We start from the raw sequence: 18,227 nt of genomic DNA on the forward strand, positions 1-18,227 counted from the left end.
GACAGGCCAACGTTGAAGCTGCCGGCCATCCCCTCCGTGAAAGGGAAGTGCCGCTGTTGGCCACCGCCTTGCCACTGGACCCGAAGCTAGCTCCGCCCCTTGCTTCTCTTCTGGCATCTCCCTTGCTGCACAGCCTCGTGGACGGGCTCGGTTCGCCGCTGAACGTGGTGCTTCCCGACCAGATTGCTGAGAACGTGGCGCGCTTCCGGTCGGTGTACCGCCGCCATCGCCTGGACGGGACGATCTACTTCGCGCACAAGGCCAACAGGGCCAGTTCGCTGGTGCGTCGTCTGGTCACCACGGAGGCGGCTGTCGACGTGGCGTCTCTCAACGAGCTGCAGCATGCCTTGGCCTGTGGGTTCACCGCGGACCGTATCGGTGCGACGGGGCCGAAGTCCCCGGAGTTCCTCTGGCTGGCAGCGCGCACCGGGGCGACGGTGAACGTCGACGGGCCCGCCGAGCTGGACGCGCTGGCGGGCCTGGTGGCCGGTCATGGTCTGCCACCGGTTCAGGTGCTGCTCAGGCTCTCGGACTTCTCCGGTCCTGCGGTGAAGGTCTTGAGTCGCCGCAGCCGGTTCGGTTCGCCGGCGTCGGACATGGCCGGCCTGCTGGACCTGGCCGAGCGGTACCGGGACGTGCTCGAGGTCGTCGGTGTCTCGTACCACCTGGACACCACCAGCATCGAGGAGAAGGCTCTCGCCCTAGAAGGCTGCATACACGCCATGGATGAGTGCCGCGCTCGCGGGATGCGGCCCCGGATGATCGATATCGGTGGTGGCTTCGGCGTCAGCTACCTTGCGGACGGCACGCAGTGGGAGCGCTACACCACACAGCTCACCCTGGCCGCCATGGGGAGAGGCCAGGCCATGGCGTGGCGCAACCACTCCTACGGTCTGCGCCGTGAAGGCGGGGTTCTGCGGGGGAACCTCGACCTGTACCCTTCCTACCGCTCTGTCGCCGGCGCCGACTACCTCGATGAGCTCCTCCGCTGCCCCGCTCCCACGCTGGGTCGCCCGCTGGCGACTCTTCTCCTGGAGAATCTTTACGACCTGTGCGTCGAGCCCGGCCGGGCCCTGCTGGACCAGTGTGGACTGACCGTGGCCCGGGTCCTGGAGACGCGTACCGAGCCTGACGGCTCCCACTCCGTACGTCTGGCCATGAACGCCGACGACTGCGCTCTAGAGGAACACGGGATACTCCTCGATCCGGTTCTCCTTCGCCGCGGCAGGAGAGGGCCGGAGCCGGACCAGGGTGAGGGCTTCTATCTCCACGGCAACTTGTGCCTCGAATCCGATCTGATCACGCGCAGAATCGTCTACCTACCTGACCGGCCTGAACCAGGCGACCTGCTGGCGTTTCCCAATACCGCGGGATACTGCATGGACTTCAATGCGCATCACGCCCAGCGGCAGCCCGCTGCCCGCAAGGTGGCGGCATACCAGGACGCGGACGGCTGGCACTGGCAACTCGACGACCAGTACTGGCCGATACACCTGACGGGAGATGCGCATGAGGTTTGACAGCATCATCGAGACGATTGGCGACACCCCGCTGGTCCGCATCGCTCCGCATGTGCACGGGATCGCGAACGTCGACCTCTACGCGAAACTGGAGTCCAGCAACCCCTTCGGCTCTCTGAAGGATCGGGCCGCTTGGAACATGGTGCGCCCGGGCTTGCAGGATGCGGTGGAGCAGGGCGGCCAGATTGTAGAACTTTCCAGCGGGAACACAGCAAAGGCTCTGGCGGCGATTGCCGGTATTCACGGCATCGGGTTCAAGAGCGTGACCAATCGCATGAAGATTCCGGAGATCAAAGAAATTCTTCTCCTGCTCGGGGCCGAGATTCAGGAGCTTCCGGGACAGACTGAGTGCCTGGACCCCACGGACTCGGAAGACCCGCTGACGCTGTTCTATCGCAGCCTGAATGAGCCAGGTAGCACCCACCTTCACACGGATCAGTACTTCAACGTTCTCAACCCGGACGCACACGAGCACGGAACCGGCCCGGAGATCATCAGGGATCTTGACGGCAGGGCGCCCGACTGGTTCATCTCCGGTGTGGGTACAGCGGGTTCTTCCACAGGGGTGGCGCGGGCGTTAAGAGAGAGCAACCCGAAAGTCTCCGTCGTGGGGCTCGTCGCAGAGAAGTCGGACTTCATTCCCGGCATCAGAAATATCGACGAAGTCCAGGAGGTAGGAATATTCGACCCGGAAACGTACGAAACCATCGAGAAGGTGAGCTCCTGCGAGGCCATCGATGGAATGCTGGATCTCATCCGGAAGTGCGGAATACTGGCCGGCCCCACGGGAGGAGCAGCCTATTTCGGAGCGGTTCGGCACCTACGGGAAATCGGGCCGCAGCTGACTGAGCCCGCAACTGCCGTTTTTATCGTGTGTGATCGCGTCGAGAGCTATCTGAGTTACATCCGGAAACGGCGCCCAGAGCTTCTCGGCCAGAAGGCCCATGGCGGTACCGCGTCGGGCGTCTCCCCTGTGGACGCAGATGAGGCGGTGACGGTCACCGTCGCCGATGCGCAGCATTGGATAGCCGAGAGCCGGCCCCTCATCGTGGACATGCGGAGCCCTTACGCCTACGCGGCTCTTCACATCGAAGGTTCGATCAACATCGTCGACGAACTGTTCGAGGAGCTGGTCCGCGGAGGGCTGCCGTTCAGTAAGGCGCAGCCCGTCCTGCTGGCCTGTCCTGTCGGGGAGAAGTCCTTGCAGTACGCCGCCCAGTTGTCCCGTATGGGCCACCCGGATGTACGGAGCCTGGCCGGGGGCATCATCGCCTGGCGCGACGCCGGCGGACCGCTGGTGAGGGAGTGACTGCCGTGGAAGGCGGCCGCAGCCGTGGGGGCGCGGGCGAGCTGGCCGGTTGGCACCGTGCCCTGCGCGCGGAGTTCCCGATCGTCACTGCCCATGCGGAGCTGGCCTACCTGGACAGCGCAGCGACGACGCAGAAGCCGCAGGCGGTGCTGGACGCGGTCCAGGAGTACCTCACGACCTTCAACGCGAACGCAGGGCGCGGAACGTACCCCTGGGCCAACAGAACGACGGCCCTGCTCGATGAGACCAGGGCCCGGGTCAAGGAGCTGTTCGACGACCCGTTACCCGAGGTCTCCGGCGTGCACTTCACGAGTGGTACGACCGAGGGCCTGCGTCTGGTGGCCTTGGACTGGCTTGCCCATCAGCTCGTGGACGGGGACGAGATCATCGTTCCGTTCGCCGACCACCAGGCGAACATCACTCCCTGGCTGGAAGCTGCCGAGTCCTTGGTGCGACAGGGCATTCATGTCACGGTCCGGGAAATGCCCTACCAGGCGTCCTCGGGTGATTACGACACGGAAGCGCTCGCCCAGCTCGTCTCTCCGCGGACCCGATTCGTGGCGGCCACGCATGTGCATCACGTGTACGGCGGCGACATGAACGTGGACAGGATCCGCCGTGTCGTGGGCCCTGAGGTGGCCATCTGCCTGGACGCCGCCCAGAGTGTCGGGCATCTGCCGGTCTCGGTGAGGTCTCTGGACGTCGACTTCGTCGCCTTCTCGGGGCACAAGGCGCTGGCCCTGCCCGGTTCGGGGGCAGTCTGGGCCCGCAATGCGCGAGGTGCGCCGTTCGCCCCCCGCGGGTGGAGCGGGACGCCCAACACGGTGGGGGTCGCCAGTCTGAACGCAGCCCTGAAGTGGCTGGAGCGGGCAGACCTGAGGCGCGTCGAGGAATGGACCGTGCACCTGGCCGCGCGCCTGACCGACGGCCTGCGGACGCTGGCGCCCTTCGAGGTGGTGGGGTGCCAGCTGAGCCTGGCGGCAGGTTCGCCTGTGCAGCAGCGGCACGGCATCGTGACCTTCAGGCACAGGGACATCGGATCGGTCGACCTGGGATTCATCCTGTTCAGTCATGGCTTCATGGTGCGGACGGACGGGCTGTGCCAGGGCAAGGGGGGCGAGAAGCTTAGCTCCGTCCGGGTCAGCCTGCACGTCTACAACAGCCAGGAGGAGGTAGACCGGCTGCTGGGTGTACTCGCCAGCCTCGCCTAGAACAATGACATTCATTTTCACCTGTAGTTTCGGGCTACGCAGACCCGGGACTCGAGGTGGAGAGAGCAATGTGTGTGAGCACGACGACCGCGCGGCTGTGGGTGGACCGCTGGGAGTTGCAGCAGCAGCGTTACGCCATCGACCGCGAGGAGCGCTTCACCGTGGTGGCGGACGTCGTAGAGCACGTGACGGCCGAGAACGGCGTTCCCCGGGTGCTCGATCTGGGTTGCGGGCCGGGCTCACTGCCCGCGCGGCTGGCCGAGCGTCTGCCCCATGCCGAGATCGTCGGTGTCGACAAGGATCCTCTGCTGCTGGCTCTGGCACGGGCCTGCCACCCCGAGGCTGCACGGTATGTCGAGGCTGTGATCGGCGAGAGGGGCTGGATCCACGCTCTCGGCCTCGCGGGGCCTGTCGACGCCGTCGTCTCCACCACCGCGCTTCACTACCTTCCGGAGGACGTCCTGCGGCATGTGTACACGGAGCTGGCCACCCTGCTTCGGCCAGGCGGTGTGCTGGTGAACGCGGATCACCTGTCACACGAGGGGGCGTGCGTCGCCGAGATCGCCACGTTCGTAGGAACCCGCCGGGCGCAACGACAGCGCGCCTTCGACCACGAGGACTGGGAAGCGTGGTGGTCCGCGGTCGAGAACGAGCCTGAGCTGCGGGGGCTGTGCGCAGAACGCCGCGCGGGGACGGCCGCCGGCTCCAACTGTCCGCTCACGCTCGGGCGTCATGTCGAGTTGCTGTCGGAGGCCGGCTTCGGTCCCGTCAGCCCCGTCTGGCAGGTGGGGAGCAGCTACGTCCTTGTCGCCGTCCGCCCGTAAGCCCACGGATGCGCTGCGGCCCAGCACGGCCCAGCACCCCTTTGCCCGGCACTGCACCAGGGGCAAGGGCCGCCGCTCGGCCGGCCGCGTTGCGCCACCCCGCCGGGGCTCTGCCCCCTCCCTGCGGCGGCGTGGCGCACGCGGGGCCTGGCGGGCGCCGCCCGGGCCGGAGTGAGCACCGCACCCCAGACCCTGGGCCTGCCCCGACGGCCGCGGGGCCCGCATCCCCCGGCGCCGGGCCTCGGCCTCGCCCCCCTGTGCCACTCCGGCGTCCCGGGCGGGGACCTGCTGCCGTTCACCTGGGCGGGGTTCCCGCTCCAGGGGCCCCCGCTCCCCCACTAGTCCTGCGGCCCGTGGAGCGCCGCCCTCGAGGCGGTGGTCGACGGCGTGGCGCCGGGGAACGAGCAGGGCTGCCGAGGGACTCCGGGCGGCCGGGCATTGTCAGGTCATCGCACTTGCGGGTCGTTGCGCAGCAGATGACACCGCCGGCCACCCGAAGCGCCGGGCACACCGAGGGGTCCTGTCAGGTGGCGTCATCAGCCTCTCGGCCGCCGGAGTCGCGGCAGGAGGCGCGTGTGCGGCGAAGATCACACTCTGCAACTTTCGCACATTTGACCCGCCCCGAAATTGATCAAGCGCAACTTCGCGCAACTTGCTTCCGCTCACGCTCCGTCATCGATCACGCTCGACGCGTCAACTCGCCCCTCGGCTACGGAGGACTTTGTGGCCCTGCACCTGCTGTGCAAGGACCCGGAGAGCCCGAACAACGGCTCACCCACCTTGTACTACGACGACGTCTCACGGAACTACCTGCTCCAGGGGTGGCGGGTGACCGATCCGGGCATCCGCCTGCCGGAGCTCGTCATCCCGCGGCACGAAACGATCGTCGAGTTCCCCTCCCGTCTGCTGAGGCTGTTTCCGCCCCTCGACGGGGTCCGCAAGCCTGAGCATCTGCACGGGCGGACGAAGTGAAGAATACGTACTGATAGACCGTCAAATAGCTTGATCTGGGCGGTTGGTTAGGTGCGGAGTCTGCACGGCACACTGTCGCGCATGTCTCACTCCGAAAGTGTCCAGCGCGCCCGTCGCGACCTCGGCGCGAAGCTCCGCGCGATGCGCAAGGACCAGAGTCTCACCGGCCGGGCCTTGGCCGAAATCTGCGGTGGCTGGCACCCGTCCAAGGTCAGTCGCATCGAGAACGGCCGCGCTGCCGCCAGCGCGGCCGACATCCGCGCCTGGGCCTCCGCGTGCCGGCAACCGGAGGCTGCCTCCGAGCTGATCGCCGCCGCCAACAACATCGCTTCCATGTACGTGGAGTGGCGTGACATGGAGCGCAAGGGGCTCGCCAAGGCGCAGGAGCACGTGATCCCGCTGTGGGAGGAGACCAAGCGTTTCAAGGCCTACGCGATCAGCTACGTTCCCGGCCCCCTGCAGACCGAGGACTACACGCGCGCCGTTCTGGCCGGCATCCGCGTGCGCCGCGGCTTGAGCGATGCCGATTTCGGCAACGCTGTCGCCACGCGTGCCTCGAAGCAGAAGTACCTGAAGAACCGGCAGTTCCGGATCGTCCTGGAGGAGGATGTCCTTTACACCCGCTATGCAGAGCCGTCTGTCATGCTCAACCAGCTCACCCGGCTGATCCAGGTCGCTGACTACTCCAGTGTGAGCCTCGGCATCATTCCCCGGGGGGCCGACCGGGGGCCGGCCCACAAGGCGCAGGACTTCTGGGTCTTCGACGACAGCACGGTCCAGGTGGAGATCGTCTCCGCGTTCCTCACGCTCAAGCAGCGCAACGAGGTCGGCCGTTACCTGGACGACTTCCAGCGTCTGAGCGAACTCGCCGCCGCGAGCGGCGCCGCGATCCCCCTCATCGCGAAAGCCATCAGCGCCTACAGCTGACCTCCTCCGCAGCGGCGATGGAGGGCGGCCAGCGGCACCTCTCTTTCCCGGAACGGAGCCAGTGCACCATGAATGCGGTACCTCGTCGCCGACGCCTGGGGAGGCCCCCTCCCCCGACCTGGCACCGCCCAGCCGGCCTCGACGGCCGGCGCTCCTTCTGGCGGGCGCTGCTCGCCGCGTTCGTCCTCGCAGCCGGCGCGGCATCGGCCTGCTCCCTCAAGAGCGGGGACTCCCAGAGTCACGCCACGGCGGGCCCCGGCACAGTTGCCGACGCAGTCCACCAGGAGCTGCACCTGATGTTTCTGGCCGATCTCGCCTTCACGGACGTCACGCGAGACTCCGGCCGCCTCGGCCCGAGAAACCGGGCGCACCGCATCGCCTATCCGAAGGATGCAGACACCTTGGCCATACGCTGCTACGGCACCGGTCGGGTGCACGTCGAGACGGCTCTCAAGGACGGCGGCAGCAGGCGGCCCCCGGACATCCGCTGTGGCCCATCGGTCACGGCACACCTCGTCAAGGACGAGGGCGTCGACTCGGTCCTTGTGGTCCTGAAGGGGGACCACGCACGCGCGTCTTGGGCGCTGACACGGTCCCGCCGCTCCGAAGCTGCCGGGCCGGGCAACGTCCGGTCAACCGGCCCCGACTGTCACGCCGGCCCCGGCCACAGGGACGGCCCCACCGTGCCGGTGGCCACGATGCCGGCAGGCCCCATAGTCCTGCCGCACGCTTCAGCTGACCTGTCGGCATAGTCCCGGCCCAGCAGCTGTGGAGACCACGCACAAGGCACCCACCGCGTTCGGTGGGTGCCCCGTGCGTGCCGGCCAGGGAAGTCAGTCTGCCGTCGCACCGTCCCGATCACGGAACCGGCGGCGCGAGGTGGCGACCAGGGCGGCCAGTGCGCCCGCAGCCGTCAGAGCGACGGCAAGCGCAAGCAGACCTGTGGTGCCGGACCCGCCGGTGTCGGGCAGCTCACCACCGGGGTCGTGCGTGTGAGTGGGACTGGGCGTGGGTGTCGGGCCGGGGTGCTTGCGGTCCTTGTTGACGATCGTGCAGGTGGCCCGCTCCCCGGCAGCCAAGGTCACTTCATCGTCGATGACGGGCAGCGTCCCGCCCGTGCCGACGCAGCTCCACTGCGAGGCGTCGTAGCCCTCGGGCCCGCTGCTCTCCGCGAGCCGGTACGTCCCGGCCGCCACCTCGCCCGCGGCACCGCCGGAGCCGCGGATCTGGTCGGGCCCGGTGGCGCTGAGTTCCCAATCGGTCGGGAGCGCAGTCCCTCCGTGCTTGTTGACGACCTTCTTCTTCAGCTCCAGGTGGGCCGACTCGTCCTCCTCGCAGGTCACGGTGTTGGTGACGGTGAGGCGGGTGTGGTCACGGTCCAGCACGGCCTGGAAGGGCAGATCGGCAGAGACCGGGTCACCATTGACCTCGGTGACCTGCCGGGCGGTGAGCTCACACCTGTCAGGGACAGTGGTCTCCTCATCGACAGTGGACGAATCTCCCCGGGTGTAGCCGGCACGGGGCACACCCCAGGACTGCGGAGTAGCCTCCGCGCCCTCCGGGCCGGTGAGAGTGAGGGTCGCGTCGTAACCATCAGGCTGCTCACCCTCGTCGTAGCCCGTACCGTCGATCACCCAACGCTTGTCCACGGTCAGATCGGCCGGCTCCTCCTCGCAGTGGACAGTGTTGGTGACGGTGAGGCGAGTGTGGTCACGGTCCAGCACGGCCTGGAAGGGCAGATCGGCAGAGACCGGGTCACCATTGACCTCGGTGACCTGCCGGGCGGTGAGCTCACACCTGTCAGGGACAGTGGTCTCCTCATCGACAGTGGACGAATCTCCCCGGGTGTAGCCGGCACGGGGCACACCCCAGGACTGCGGAGTAGCCTCCGCGCCCTCCGGGCCGGTGAGAGTGAGGGTCGCGTCGTAACCATCAGGCTGCTCACCCTCGTCGTAGCCCGTACCGTCGATCACCCAACGCTTGTCCACGGTCAGATCGGCCGGCTCGTCCGGAGCCGGGTCGGGGCGGTTGTAGACGGTGCAGGAGACGCCGCCCTGGCGCTCCAGGCCGACGGTGAAGCCGGTGGCTCCGGAGTTGGTGACGGAGACTGGGGTGCCGTCGTCGAGGTTGACGCAGACGGCGTTGGCGCCGCCCTGGGTGACCAGGGTGTGGTTGGGCTGCTGGGTCTCCTCGACGGTGACCGGGGCCTCGCCGGTGGTGGGTGGGAACTCGGGCTCGAAGGTGACGCCGCCGGTGCCGTCGTCGTCGGTGGTGCGGGTGTCGGGGAGCCCGCCGAGCGGCTCGGTCGAGGAGGCGGTGAACTCCCAGCCGGGGCCGGCGTTGCGTGAGCCGGACACGTCCTCACCGGTGTTGGACTCCGGCACGATCTGCTTGATGACGGACAGGGTCCCCTCGCACTGGCTGAGGGCCAGTTGGTTGAGGGCGGCGCCGGCGGCGGCGAAATCGGTGGTCTGGTAGTAGTCGGCGGTCTCCGGGTTGTCGCCCGTGAAGGCTTCCGGGCCGGAGATGGCGCGCAGGTTGAGCCCGGAGACGCCTTCGACGCCCCGGCCGACGCCGACTGCGATCACTCTGGTGTCCTGCGCTTTGACCGCGTTGGCGGCGAAGATGCCGCCCTCGGTGTCGGCGAAGTGGGTCCGCGAGCCGTCGCCTTCGATGGGGTTGCTGAACCGGGTCGGGTTGCCGTCGGTCAGGACCACGGTCAGGTCGTAGCGGGGTTGGGCCTTGGCGACTGCGTACAGGGCCTGGTCCCAGTTGGTGCCCGATCCCAGGTCCCAGTCCGCGTACAGGTTCTTGAAGGCGTCCGCGCCGGCCTGGGTGGAGACGGAGGTCAGTTCGGGGTGGTTCTCGGTGCCGGTGCTGGGGGAGTTCCGGTCGAAGGAGAAGAGCGAGAGCCGCGAGGGGGTCCCGGCCAGCGCGTCCGTGAACTGGTCAGCAGCTGCCTTGAGTTGAGGCAGCGCGCTGCCGACGGAGGCGGAGAGGTCAAGCACGAGCGCCACGTCGAGCCCGCAGGCCGCCCTCAGCTGGGGGTTGACGCGGGACTGCTGCCAGATGCCCGTGGAGGCGGTGAAGGGCGGGGTCCGGTACTCCGTGCTGTACATGAAGTCGCTGGTGGAGGAGTACGTCTGGCCGCCCTCCAGCTCCGGCGTGGGGAAGGCGTACGCGGGCGAGAGCGAGCCGGCGCCGCTGCCCGGGCCGGTGCGCAGCTCGGGGTTGGTGTACCAACCGGACGGGGCCGCGATCTGGCGGACGGTGTAGACGGCGCCCTCGTTCGGGCCGCCCGACCCGGTGCCGGGGACGGTGAACGAGCAGTCGCCGTCGGCGTCGGAGACGCAGACACCCCAGTCGGGGTCGACGGGCTCGGTGGCTGCCTCGTCGGCGAAGAGGCCAAGGGTGACGCCGGCGAGCGGCCCGACCTCGGCGTCGGCGGTCCGGTCCCCGCCGGTGCGCACGGTCACCACGGAGGTGGTGGCGGTGGGCGGGGGAACCTCGGCGACGGCCGCTGGAGAGGTGGGGCTGGAGGGGGTCGCTGCGGGCGCGATGCCGGTGGTGCACAGCAGCGCCGTCAGCGCGACCAGGGTGGGTAGGACGGCGGCGGTGCGTCGCCGGTGGAGTGGTGCCATCTGCGTTCGCCTGTTCCGGTCAGGCCCTTGTCCGCAGGGCGGCCGGGCCGGTCGTCTCTCGGTGGCCCGCCGATCGGGCGGTCCCCAGAAGAACAGGTCATATGACTGGGAGGCGGCCATTCCCCCGTCCGGGGGCGCGGCGGCCGGGCGCAGGGTGCTTGGCTTTCCGCCGCTCGTCGAGCGAGCGGTGTGGTCGGGCTTGGCATGCGGTGCCGTTGCCGGTGAGCTGGCAGGTACCGATGCGCTTGCGGGATCAGGGATCGTGGATCGCGGCAGCCTGGCGGGGTGGATCGCCGCGGTGTGGAGTCGTGCGGAAAGGTCTGGGGGCGGATGCTTCCGTCACGATCGGGTGCGTGACGGCAGGGCGCTTCGGTTGATCCGCGCTCTATGCCGTGGCGGTCGTCTTCGTACTGGGAGCGTCCCGGCGGGCCGGCGGACATGATCTCCCTGCGGCAGGGTGTGGCCTTGTTGTTGCTCTGGGTCTGTCACCGAGGGGTGTGGGGTGGCGTGTCGCTGGAGAGGGCGAGACCGGCGTCGGCGGCGAGGGCGGCGGCGGCCGCGCGGGAGGTGACTCCTAGCTTGCGGTAGACCTGGCTGGTGTGGAACTTGACGGTGTTCTCGCTGATGCCGAGTTCCACGGCGATCTGGCGGTTGCGGCGTCCGGCGACGAGGAGGCGCAGCACCTCGACCTCGCGGGGCCCGAGGTCCCACATGTGCACGGCTGTGTCCGAGGTGTCGGGTGGGTCGAGCGGGATGCGCACGTCGATCTCCGAGCCCCAGGTCTCGACGGCCTCGACGGCGAGGCTGCCGCCGAGTGCGGTTGCGCGTGCCGTCAGCTGTCGCAGTGGTGATCGGCTCTGGTTGAGGAGACCGGGGCCGTCGTCGCGGACGGAGATGAGCAGGCTGGTGCCGTCGCAGTTCCACTGCACCCGGATGCGGGCCACGTCCTCTTGTTCGCGCATGAGGAGGACTGCGCTGCGGACGATGGCGCGGGCGGCGTGTGCGACTTCTCCGGGCAGGGCGCGGCCGTCCGAGGGAGGCTCGATGAACTGGATCTGGGTGCCGCCATGGCGGCTGAGGGGGCGGAGGTCGGTTCGCAGTCGTTCGAATGCCTGTGAAACCGGTTCCTCGGCGAGGGCGGCCACGAGGTCGCTGCCGGCTCTGACCCGGACCAGGGCCACGGCCGCCATCTCGGTCGCCAGCAGTCGGGCGCGTGCGTCGTCCAGGTCTCGTCCCCGCAGGGTGGCCAGCACGGTCTCCAGGTCGGATTCGTGGCGGGCGGTGAGTTCTGCTGTCACCTGGAGGCGCTCGGTGGAGGCCGCGCGGGACTCGCGGAGGTAGTCGGGGCGGGCCTCGGCGACCTGCTGCCGGATGCGGGTGGCGGCCGTCGTCCATACGGCGCGTACGTAGCTTTCCGCGCCGGGGTATGTGCCGTCGCCGGGCTCGCAGAGGACGAGGATGGCTCCGGTCGTCGCGTCGTAGACGCGGACCTTCCTTTGCTCTCCGGCGATGAGGGCGGATCCGGGCTGTTGTCCTTCGGAGACCAGTCGGCGTACTGCGTCGAGTTCGGCGATGGTGACGCGTTCGGTGATCGCGGGGTCGCCGGCCTTCTTCTGTGGCCGTCCGGTGCAGTCCTCGGTGAATACGGCCAGGGCTTGGTGCGGCAGCACCTCATTGATCACTTCATGGAGCCGGGCGGCGACGGTGTGCAGTGGGGCGGTGGCCACGGTTCCCACGCGCTCGGCGACGAGTGCGGGGGGCAGATGGGGGGTGGACGCTTCCATACAGCAACCCTACCCCGTCGACCTACCCGAATGGGTGGGTCGAAGGGTACGAACGTTGGGTGCGGCCTACCCAATAGGGCAGGAAGATGGACAAGTGAGTGAGCGAGCCACCGCTCCCGCTCCCGCGGCGCAGCGGTCCAACCTGTACGCGCCGCGCGGCGGGCGGTGCCCTGCACTGTGCACGGGCCACCTGCCCACCGGCAGGGGCGCTGACCTCGGCCCACGCGTCCTATCCGCTTCCATCGATCAGCACGAGGAACACACATGACCCAGGAAGTCCGGGGCGTCGTCGCACGCCGTACAGGTGAGCCCGTCTCTGTGGAGACCATTCTGGTGCCCGACCCGGGACCGGGAGAGGCCCTGGTGAAGGTGCTGGCCTGCGGCGTGTGCCACACGGACCTGCACTACCGCGAAGGCGCCATCGGCGACGACTTCCCCTTCCTGCTCGGCCACGAGGCCGCGGGCATCGTCGAAGCCGTCGGATACGACGTGGAGGACGTCGCACCGGGTGACTTCGTCATCCTGAACTGGCGCGCCGTGTGCGGCCAGTGTCGGGCCTGCCGACGGGGTGAGCCCTGGTACTGCTTCGACACCCACAACGCCACGCAGAAGATGCGCCTGCCCGACGGCACCCCCCTCACTCCTGCACTGGGCATCGGTGCCTTCGCCGAGAAGACTCTGGTCGCGGCCGGGCAGTGCACCAAGGTGCCGAAGGTGCGTCCCGAGGCGGCCGGCCTTCTGGGCTGCGGTCTCATGGCGGGCCTGGGCGCCGCCATCAATACGGCTCCGGTCACCCGCGGACAGAGCGTGGCAGTCATCGGCTGTGGAGGCGTCGGCGACGCCGCGATCGCCGGTGCCCGCCTGGCCGGCGCCTCGCGCATCATCGCCGTGGACATCGACGACCGGAAGCTCGAGCTGGCCAGGTCGTTCGGCGCCACGCACACCCTCAACTCCCGCACGGAGGACCCGGTGGCCGGGATCCGCGCCCTCACGAACGGGTTCGGGGCCGACGTGGTGCTCGACGCGGTCGGACGTCCCGAGACGTACCGGCAGGCGTTCGAGGCCCGCGACCTGGCCGGCGTCGTGGTCCTGGTGGGCGTCCCCGCTCCGGGCGTCACCGTGGAGCTCCCGCTCCAGGACGTCTTCGGCCGCGGCGGAGCTCTGAAGTCCTCGTGGTACGGCGACTGCCTGCCCTCCCGCGACTTCCCCATGCTGATCGACCTCTACCAGCAGGGCCGTCTCGACCTGGACTCCTTCGTCACGGAGACCATCGCGCTGGACGAGGTGGAGAAGGCGTTCACCAAGATGCACACGGGCGAGGTCCTGCGTTCTGTGGTGGTGTTCTGAATGACTCTTCGCATCGAACTGGTCGTCACCCAGGGCACCTTTGCCCTCGACGGCGGGGCCTGGGACGTCGAGAACAACGTCTGGGTCATCGGGAACGACGACGAAGCTCTCGTCGTCGACGCGGCTCACGACGCCGACGCGATCCTGGAGGCAGTGGGCGACCGGCGGCTGACCGCCGTGGTCTGCACCCACGCGCACAACGACCACATCAACGCCGCCGTCGAGGTGGCGGAGAAGACCGGTGCTCCCGTCTTCCTCCACCTCGACGACCGCCTCCTGTGGTCTCACACCCACCCCGACTACTCCCCCTCCTACGTGTGCGACCAGCGGCGGATCCCCATCGCCGGCACCGAGGTGGAGGTACTGCACACACCTGGCCACACGCCTGGTGCCATCAGTCTGTACCTGCCGGAACTCCACACCGTTCTCACCGGCGACACCCTCTTCGCCGGCGGACCCGGCGCGACCGGGCGGTCCTTCTCGGACTTCCCCACCATCATCCGCTCCGTCAGGGACCGCCTCCTCACACTCCCCCCGCACACCGCCGTGCTCACCGGCCACGGCCCCTCCACCACCATCGCCGACGAGGCACCGCATCTGCACGAATGGATCGCCCGCGGCCACTGACCCCCGAGGTCACGCGGACGGCGCGGCAACACAGGCCCCCGTCGGGATGCTCCCGACGGGGGCTGCGCCGTCTCTCCCCCCGCCCCCGCGCCCCGAGAACTGAGAAAGGGTGCGGCGCCAAGCGCTCAGGACCAGGGTTTCACCTGCGGGCGCACCATATCGCCGTGATGACCACGCTGCCCCGGCCTCTCGCCAGGCGCAGGGACGTAGGTGAACCCAAGGCTGAGCCACATCTCGTACAGCGCCCGGTCCCATGCCGACAGCACGATCTCCTGGTCGGGAACCCTGGCGAACAACTCCTCGACCAGGGCCCGTGCCACCCCGACCCCCCGGAAGTCGGGGGCGACGTAAAGCTCGTAGAGGCTGACGTAGCCGGCGCCATCGCCCGGTGCGCCCCGCGCGCTGGAGTACAGCCACCCCACCCGCGCACCTTGCCGGGGAGCGTAGGCGATCAATGCGTGCAGTGCCCCGTCCAGAGACGCTGCGCCCTGCTGCTCCTGCGCCGTGACAGTCCAGCCTTCGGTGTTGTCACTCATCCATTCGGCATCCGCCGGGTAGGCATCACGGACCCTGATCATCATGGGCCCCAGCGTAGAACGGGCCGTACGTGACCGGCTGTCCCCCTGCCCGGGGCGAGGCGGCTCCGTCCGGCGGTATCCCGGGGGCCGACCTGCGCGGTGCCGACACCACCGGGTATCTGCCGGAGGAGCCTGGGCAGCGCCGCACCGCCGACGGACAGCTGCAGCGGGGAGGCTGTCTGGGGGTGGGGTCAGAATTCCGGTTCGGCCCACACGTCGGAGGCTGAGAACTCCTGGATTGCCTCGCGGGCCAGCGCGCGGGTGAAGGTGTGGGGCGGGTTTTCTCGTTGCTGGTTCTTGAGGACGAGTTTGCGGGTGAGGCGTGCCCAGTCGCGGAAGTTTCCTCGGCAGACGGCGTCATCGCACCAGATGAGGTCGTCGGGACTCACGCTGGCCCACTGGGGGTGGAACCGGGGCATGAGTTCGCGTACCTGGTTGTGGGTGAGGGGTTTGTAGCGCTGCCAGTACTCGATGCGGGAGGCGAGCCGGGTGACGTTGCGCAGGCGTCGGCGGCTGTGGTCGTTGCCGACGAGGACGAGGGCAAGGTGGGGCTGGCACAGGTCCCACAGGGTGGCGAGGGAGGCGAGGACGACGTTGCTGAGGTGGTGCACCTCGTCGACGAACAGGACGAGGGGTTGTGTGCGGGTGGTGTCCTGGATGTGGTTCTCCAGGGAGAGGCCGGCCACGTTGTCGGGGGTGGGCTCGACGGTGAAAGTGCTGGCGAGGGTGAGGCGGTAGTCGCGCAGGCTCATACCGGGACGGGTGGGCAGGGTGCGGTGGGTGTCGGGGGCGAGGTCGTTGAGGTTGACGGTGGTGGCGACGGTTTTGCCCAGGCCGGCGCTGCCGGAGATGGACAGGATGCCGCCGACGGTGAGGATGTCTGTGAGGTAGCCCCCGGTGAGGCTGGTGGCAGGGGTCGGCTGGAGCTTGGCGTCGGGCAGGCCCAGGTAGTGCGTGATGGGCTGGTTCACGAGGCGGTCTCCTGCCCGTCGGGGTGCGTGGCTTGGGGCGGCGGGGCTGAGGGGTCGGAGCCCCACGATCTGGTAGGCGCAGGGAGGTTGTGTGCCGGGCGGGCAGGGTGCTCGGTCTGGCGGGGGGCGGAGCTGGTGGTGCCCCAGGAGGAGGTGGGGTCGGGGAGATGTTCGGGAGTCTCGTCGGGCAGGGTGATACCGAGGCGCGCGAGTTCCTTCTCGGCTTCCTGGTAGGTGAGGTTGTCGAGCGGTTGGGCGGGGGTGACCTCGGTGGTGGCCGCGTAGCGCTTGGTGAGCATGCGCTCGCCTCGCTCGCGGTCGCGTTTGGCACGGTCGGCGACGCGCCGGTTGCCGCGCACAACTGCCCGTTTCTGTTCGGGAGTGGCGGTGTCCTTGAGGTAGACCTCGCCGAGGTAGTGGTCGTCGGCGGCGCGGTAGACCTGGAGGGTGCGGCGGTGGTGGGGGGTGTAGCGCAGGCGGACGTGGCTGCCGATGCAGTCACGCAGCCATCGTTCGTCGGTGTAGTAGTCGGCGTTCTTCCAGCGGATACCGCCGGGATGGACGACGTGGAAGGGCCGGTCGGTCTGCAGGGTGTAGCGGTGCAGGGCGGTGCGGGAGATGTCACGCAGGGGGGTGAGGTCGTCTTGCCAGGCTTGCAGGGGGGTGCGGCCGCCGAGGGCAGGCATGGTGTGCTCGGTGTTCCATTCGGTGCGCCACCGAAGCACTTTGGCGACGAATTGTTCCCAGGTCAGCAGGTCTTCGACGGGGCCGTCGTAGCGGGCGGGCCTGCCTTTGGATGTGGGTTTGCCACTCCAGCCGCGCATGCCGGACAGGAGTGTGCTGGTGCAGGCGCCGTTGATGGCCTCGACAGTGCCTTTCTGCCAGGGCTTGCGCACGATGACCCGTTGGATGCCCAGGCTGTTCATGGCCTGTCCGGCGGCCTTTCCGATGAACTCTGAGCCTCGGTCGACGCGAATGAGCGCGGGGATGCCGCCGAAGGGGCCGTGGTCCGCGTCGCGCAGAACGGCGTCACGCAGGGTGGCGAGGACGGCATCGCTGCTGGGGCGGTGGGGGGTGATGGCGAGCCCGCAGATGGCGTTGGTGGATGCGTCGTCCACATGAGTGATCTGCGGTTGCACGATTTCGTTGCCGAGGCGGACGCTGACCTTGCTGTCGAGGTGGTCGGCCTCCCACGCCTGGTTGCGTAGGCCTCGCCCGCGGCTGTTGCGCAGTTCGTACGCGTACAGGCCGTCGGTACCTTCCTTGAAGGAGGCCAGGTGCCCCGGGGCGAGGTCCCGGGCGACCAAGCGGGTGAACTGGGAGTAGGTGACGTCGATCTCTCCGCGCTCGCGCAGGGCCTCGTAGGCGCTGTGACGGTTCGCGCACCAGATGGCGAGTTCGCCGCGCATCTCGGCTGTGAGCTGGGTGCGGCGGCGCGGCCGCGGGGTGTAGACGCCGTCGTGCTGGTCGGCGTTGGCGATCCAGTTCTCGACGGTGCGCACGGTGCAGCCCTGGGAGGCGGCGACGGTGCGTTTCACCCCGGTGGTGAGCAGGCCCTGGTCGCGCAGGTTGAGGAGGTTGGTGACGATGCCGCGGCGTTCTTCGAGGTCGCTGCGGTGAGAGGTCGAGGACATGAAGGTCTTTCGTGTGGTGCCGGTCAGGCGGGCAGGAGGCTGAGCAGGCCCGCTCCGTAGGACCTCCCGCGGCCGATGCCGGTGGTCAGTGCCTGGGTGAGGGCGTTCGGGTCGGTGATGGTGGCGGTGCCTTCGAAGCGGGTGAAGCGGTGTTCCAGTCCCGGTGCGTGACGGCGGGTGCGGAAGTGCGCGGGTGTGGCGGTGGGCGGGGTGTCGAGGATGAGGCCGGCCTGTGCGGCCCGGCGCTGCCACCAGGCGTGGGCGTCGGCACCGGTGAGGGGGGTGCGGCTCCGGGGGCGGGGGGTGGGTTGTCCGGGGATGGGGACACCGTGGTTGCGTTTGGAGGGGCTGGCGGTGATGCGGTAGCGGACACGGCGGTCGCGGGTGAGGTGGCCGGTCAGGCCGTGGAGGGGGTGGAGGGTGGCGGTGGCGTAGTGGTCGGGCAGGCGCCCCGGGTCGGGGCGGATGGCGGTCTGGACGAGGATGAGGGGCTGGTGGCGGAGGTTCTCGGGCTCGAGGCGGAAGAGGAGGTTGGCCGCTTGCCGCGGGTGGTCGCCGAGATGGTCGGGAACCAGGCGCATGAGGGTCTGGTGCAGGGCGTTGTTGTCGGCGAGGTCACCTCGTGCGCGAGGGTGGGCGAGGTTGAGGTGCAGGCGGGTCAGGGTGAGTTCGTAGGGCACAAGGTGTCCTGGTGGAGGTAGGTGTGGAGGGCGGGCAGAGGGTCGGGGCCGGCGTAGAGGGTGGTGGGCAGGGGTTCGGTGGTGCGCCACTGGGGTCGGACGCTCCAGGTGCGCTGGTGAGGGGTGAAGTCGATGGGGTGGTCGTGGGGTTCCTGATGGGCTTCGGCCGGGCGGGTGGGCGGCGGGGTGTCCCACCAGAAAA

14 protein-coding genes and 1 pseudogene are annotated in these 18,227 nt (G+C 68.9%); 8 read left to right on the forward strand and 7 right to left on the reverse strand.

What is annotated here, in order from left to right; genetic code table 11:
* Positions 1 to 47 precede the first annotated feature (47 nt).
* The 6 genes from ABEA77_RS24955 (at position 48) to ABEA77_RS24980 (ending at position 6,763) form a co-directional block, all read left to right on the forward strand.
* Entirely contained in the window at positions 48 to 1,520 is a 1,473-nt protein-coding gene (locus ABEA77_RS24955) for a Y4yA family PLP-dependent enzyme (RefSeq protein ID WP_425588382.1), read from the forward strand.
* Positions 1,510 to 2,829 carry a pyridoxal-phosphate dependent enzyme gene (locus ABEA77_RS24960; protein ID WP_345651810.1) on the forward strand — a complete coding sequence of 440 codons (1,320 nt, stop codon included), beginning with the start codon at positions 1,510 to 1,512 and terminating at the stop codon, positions 2,827 to 2,829. The genes ABEA77_RS24955 and ABEA77_RS24960 overlap by 11 nt, the downstream gene beginning before the upstream one ends.
* Positions 2,830 to 2,834: 5 nt before the next feature.
* Positions 2,835 to 4,040 (forward strand): aminotransferase class V-fold PLP-dependent enzyme, encoded by a 1,206-nt coding sequence (locus ABEA77_RS24965; protein ID WP_345651812.1) that lies wholly within the window; start codon positions 2,835 to 2,837, stop codon positions 4,038 to 4,040.
* A gap of 68 nt (positions 4,041 to 4,108) precedes the next feature.
* A complete protein-coding gene (locus ABEA77_RS24970) occupies positions 4,109 to 4,864 on the forward strand; it encodes a class I SAM-dependent methyltransferase (RefSeq protein ID WP_345651814.1) in 756 nt (251 codons plus the stop codon).
* A 723-nt stretch (positions 4,865 to 5,587) separates the two neighbouring features.
* Positions 5,588 to 5,836: a hypothetical protein gene (locus ABEA77_RS24975; protein ID WP_345651816.1), complete on the forward strand. Its 249-nt coding sequence runs from the start codon at positions 5,588 to 5,590 to the stop codon at positions 5,834 to 5,836.
* A gap of 81 nt (positions 5,837 to 5,917) precedes the next feature.
* Complete coding sequence (locus ABEA77_RS24980) at positions 5,918 to 6,763, forward strand: helix-turn-helix domain-containing protein (RefSeq protein WP_345651818.1); 846 nt, start codon at positions 5,918 to 5,920, stop codon at positions 6,761 to 6,763.
* 833 nt (positions 6,764 to 7,596) lie between these two features.
* Here ABEA77_RS24980 and ABEA77_RS24985 read toward each other — a convergent pair.
* Entirely contained in the window at positions 7,597 to 10,404 is a 2,808-nt protein-coding gene (locus ABEA77_RS24985) for an LPXTG cell wall anchor domain-containing protein (protein ID WP_345651820.1), read from the reverse strand.
* A gap of 485 nt (positions 10,405 to 10,889) precedes the next feature.
* On the reverse strand, positions 10,890 to 12,188 hold the full coding sequence (locus tag ABEA77_RS24990) for a LuxR C-terminal-related transcriptional regulator (protein ID WP_345651822.1): 1,299 nt from the start codon (positions 12,186 to 12,188) through the stop codon (positions 10,890 to 10,892).
* Positions 12,189 to 12,452: 264 nt separating this feature from the next.
* Here ABEA77_RS24990 and ABEA77_RS24995 point away from each other — a divergent pair, with 264 nt between their 5' ends.
* Together ABEA77_RS24995 and ABEA77_RS25000 are read left to right on the forward strand one after the other, a co-directional pair.
* Positions 12,453 to 13,535, forward strand: coding sequence for an S-(hydroxymethyl)mycothiol dehydrogenase (locus tag ABEA77_RS24995; RefSeq protein ID WP_345651824.1), 1,083 nt, complete (start codon positions 12,453 to 12,455; stop codon positions 13,533 to 13,535).
* Positions 13,536 to 14,162: an MBL fold metallo-hydrolase gene (locus ABEA77_RS25000; RefSeq protein WP_345651827.1), complete on the forward strand. Its 627-nt coding sequence runs from the start codon at positions 13,536 to 13,538 to the stop codon at positions 14,160 to 14,162.
* Between the two features lie 125 nt (positions 14,163 to 14,287).
* On the opposite strand, the gene ABEA77_RS25005 is transcribed toward ABEA77_RS25000, so the two are convergent.
* From ABEA77_RS25005 to ABEA77_RS25025, 5 genes and pseudogenes are all read right to left on the reverse strand, one after another.
* The gene (locus tag ABEA77_RS25005) at positions 14,288 to 14,743 is read right to left on the reverse strand and encodes a GNAT family N-acetyltransferase (protein WP_345651829.1); all 456 of its coding nucleotides are present in this window, start codon (positions 14,741 to 14,743) and stop codon (positions 14,288 to 14,290) included.
* Between the two features lie 188 nt (positions 14,744 to 14,931).
* Positions 14,932 to 15,711, reverse strand: coding sequence for an AAA family ATPase (locus ABEA77_RS25010; RefSeq protein WP_164837480.1), 780 nt, complete (start codon positions 15,709 to 15,711; stop codon positions 14,932 to 14,934).
* Complete coding sequence (locus tag ABEA77_RS25015; protein ID WP_345651835.1) at positions 15,708 to 17,345, reverse strand: Mu transposase C-terminal domain-containing protein; 1,638 nt, start codon at positions 17,343 to 17,345, stop codon at positions 15,708 to 15,710. The genes ABEA77_RS25010 and ABEA77_RS25015 overlap by 4 nt, the downstream gene beginning before the upstream one ends.
* 23 nt (positions 17,346 to 17,368) lie before the next feature.
* The gene (gene cas6e / locus ABEA77_RS25020; RefSeq protein ID WP_345651837.1) at positions 17,369 to 18,025 is read right to left on the reverse strand and encodes a type I-E CRISPR-associated protein Cas6/Cse3/CasE; all 657 of its coding nucleotides are present in this window, start codon (positions 18,023 to 18,025) and stop codon (positions 17,369 to 17,371) included.
* Positions 18,004 to 18,227 (reverse strand): annotated as a pseudogene (locus tag ABEA77_RS25025) (hypothetical protein); the annotation flags it as partial. The pseudogene ABEA77_RS25025 and the gene cas6e, both read right to left, overlap by 22 nt.

Source organism: Streptomyces tremellae (assembly GCF_039540215.1).
In the GTDB taxonomy this organism is placed as follows: Bacteria; Actinomycetota; Actinomycetes; order Streptomycetales; family Streptomycetaceae; genus Streptomyces; species Streptomyces tremellae.